The 2,713-nt window shown below is 24.0% G+C and carries 2 protein-coding genes and 1 pseudogene; all 3 read right to left on the bottom strand.

The window, feature by feature from the left end:
- Window positions 1–318: 318 nt before the first annotated feature.
- Window positions 319–879: a peptidoglycan-binding domain-containing protein gene (locus IR152_RS19605; protein ID WP_227453501.1), complete on the bottom strand. Its 561-nt coding sequence runs from the start codon at window positions 877–879 to the stop codon at window positions 319–321.
- Window positions 880–924: 45 nt separating this feature from the next.
- Complete coding sequence (locus IR152_RS19600; protein ID WP_227453500.1) at window positions 925–1,908, bottom strand: M56 family metallopeptidase; 984 nt, start codon at window positions 1,906–1,908, stop codon at window positions 925–927.
- A gap of 83 nt (window positions 1,909–1,991) precedes the next feature.
- Window positions 1,992–2,159 (bottom strand): annotated as a pseudogene (locus tag IR152_RS19595) (BlaI/MecI/CopY family transcriptional regulator); the annotation flags it as partial.
- Window positions 2,160–2,713: the final 554 nt, after the last annotated feature.

The raw sequence follows: 2,713 nt of genomic DNA, 5'->3' as shown, positions 1-2,713 counted from the left end.
CTTTGCCTAACCACACAAATAGTTTTGGGACAAAAACTCATTAATGCTCTTTTTTTAAAAATAACTTTATAAAACAAATAAATAAGGGCTTATAAAAAGAAATGAAGCCTTTATATAAAAAGAAAGTTATAAGGGCTTACAGAGCCTTACAGAGCCTTAAAAACATACTTTAAGCTGTAGAATTATATAATTAAAATACTCGTTTTATCATACTCAATTTTATAAAGTTTTATTATAAAAAATCAGGCTGCGAATTATAAAAAGGCATGATAAATTTATTATCATGCCTTTTATTGATATTATTTATATTTAAAAATTCTAATCAAGGTTTGTAGCAGAGGCAAATTTTCTCCATGTTGCACTACCGACAATTCCATCAGCAGTTAAGCCATAACTGCTTTGAAAGCTTTTAACTTTACTAAGTGTAGTACTTCCAAATTGACTGTCTACTTCTAAAGCATATCCAACTTTTTTTAATAACAATTGTACTAAATGAACAGGATTTCCTGAATCTCCGTATTTTACAATCGTAGAAGTGTTAACAGTATAGTTTTTATCTCCAGTAACCTTATAATATGAATAATGATAAGTTACTGTAAATGAACTTGACCTAGATGAATACATGTCTATGTTGCTATAAGTTTTTAATTCACTAGATGTAATAAAAATTTCATCATTAGGTTGTGGCTCTACACCTATATCCAAACAATTTTCCTTATAATTATCTTTTATTTCTTGTGGTGCATTTTCATATATAAATGTGTAACCAGATATAGTAAAGCTTTTTCCTTCACTATTTTGTGTTTCTGCAAAAACTGTGCTACCCATCATAAGGAAACAACAAGTAATTAGCAACATTTTTTTAAACTTTTTTAACATAATTCCTCCCTATAATTTTGAATATATTTTAATACTAGCAAATATTTAATCTATTGTTATAGTAAAAGATTTTTCTTTGCCTGTATTAACTGGCAATGGTGCATCTAAGGAGTGATTAATTGGCTTTGATATAATTGAATCAAATTTAAAATATGTAAATGATGATAATAAGCATAAAATCAATGCTATTAAAATACCATTCTTACCATTATTTTTAAACATATCATAAACTCTTTTTTCAAAATTTGATTTTCTATGTAATCCAGTAGTGTAGTTATTTGAATCTCTTGAACTTTTTTCAATTGAATCTAAAATTGTGTTAGCATAACTTTTTATGCTTTCAAGGGAACAACCTTTTAATACAACTTCATCACAATGTAATTCACAGTTATGATATATAATTCTATCAAGTAGATAAATAAAAGGATTAAAGAAATAAACACACTTTAAAAATAAAACCAAATATCTAATGTATAAATCTTTACTTTTGTAATGAATTAACTCATGTTTTAGAATCCAATATAGTTCATTTAAATTGTAATTATGTGGTGGTAAAAGTATATAATTATCAAATAATCCAAAAAATGAAGGTGTATTGATTTCATAAGTATATTTTAGTTTAATATGCTTTTCTATATTTAGTTCTTTTAATAAATTATTATAAAGATTGTTTATTTCAAGATTTTCAATGTCATATGACAAGTCAATAACCAAACTCTTAAACTTTAAATATTTTATAAACCTATAAGTTACAAGCAAAATAACAATTGTTAAATATACTATTAATACTGTATTTGAATAATTAACTTCATTTAAAATAGGCTTATATTGAAATTTATAATCAGAAATAGTATAAGTAAAATAAGAGAATGGAAAAAGTAATCTAACTATTACAATTAGCCAAATATAATAATTAAAACTATTATTGAAAATTCTGAATATAGTTGTTCTTAAAAGTAGCAGAAAACAAATAACTAGACTACTTGTGATACTGGTTCTTAAAATATCTTTTAGAATTAAATTAGACATAATAATACCTATTATTTCCTAAGTTTTTTTATAAAAGCTCTCAAAGAAGCCAATTCATCTTTTCCTATTTTTTCTTTATTAACTTAATCAACTAAACTTACAATAGAATCATTATGTACATTCTTTACAAAATCAGATGTTGCAAATTCTAAGTAGCTTTTTTTATCAATCAAAATTTTATAAGTAGTGTACGTAGGTTTTTTTGTAGGCTCTAAAAACCCTCTTTTAGAAAGTCTAGATAATAGTGTAAGTGTTGTCGTTTGTTTTCATTCTTCACTCATTATATTTACAATATCTCTTGATGTCAATACCTTGTCAGTGTCCCAAAATAGCATCATGACTTTAAGTTCAGCATGTGGTATTTTTTTTATCATAATATATATCCCCCATTCTAATATTAAAAAAATAATAAATTTAATTTTATTCTATTGAAATAGAGTAAGGTAGTCAATTGTTTTTTGATTTATATTTTATATATGTAGAGTAAAATAAAAAAAGTATATTACTTGAAATGTTTTACGTACGTAGAGTGTTTTCGTTAAAATTCTTAATTTTTTTAATTGAAGTGCATATACGAATATCAGATTAAATCAATTTAAAAGATACAAAAAATTAATATTTACTGACCAATAACTGACAAATTAATAAAAATAAGAGTTGATAAAATAAGTATATATATTGAGATTACTATATTTCATATAAAAATAGCATAAAATACTTACTTTTCTATGTCCTTTTCTATTGACACGAAAAAAGTCTTGTAAGTATTGGAATTGCTAGTTTGTAATAGATTTTAGATGCAGAA

Source organism: Clostridioides sp. ES-S-0108-01 (assembly GCF_020662285.1).
Taxonomy (GTDB): domain Bacteria; phylum Bacillota; class Clostridia; order Peptostreptococcales; family Peptostreptococcaceae; genus Clostridioides.
Note: the sequence above shows the minus strand (reverse complement) of the source record. Positions and strands in the feature narration are given on the sequence as shown.

Coding starts and splice junctions, on each gene's coding strand:
- IR152_RS19605 (WP_227453501.1), bottom strand. CDS start 879: ATGTTAAAAAAGTTTAAAAAAATGTTGCTAATTACTTGTTGTTTCCTT.
- IR152_RS19600 (WP_227453500.1), bottom strand. CDS start 1,908: ATGTCTAATTTAATTCTAAAAGATATTTTAAGAACCAGTATCACAAGT.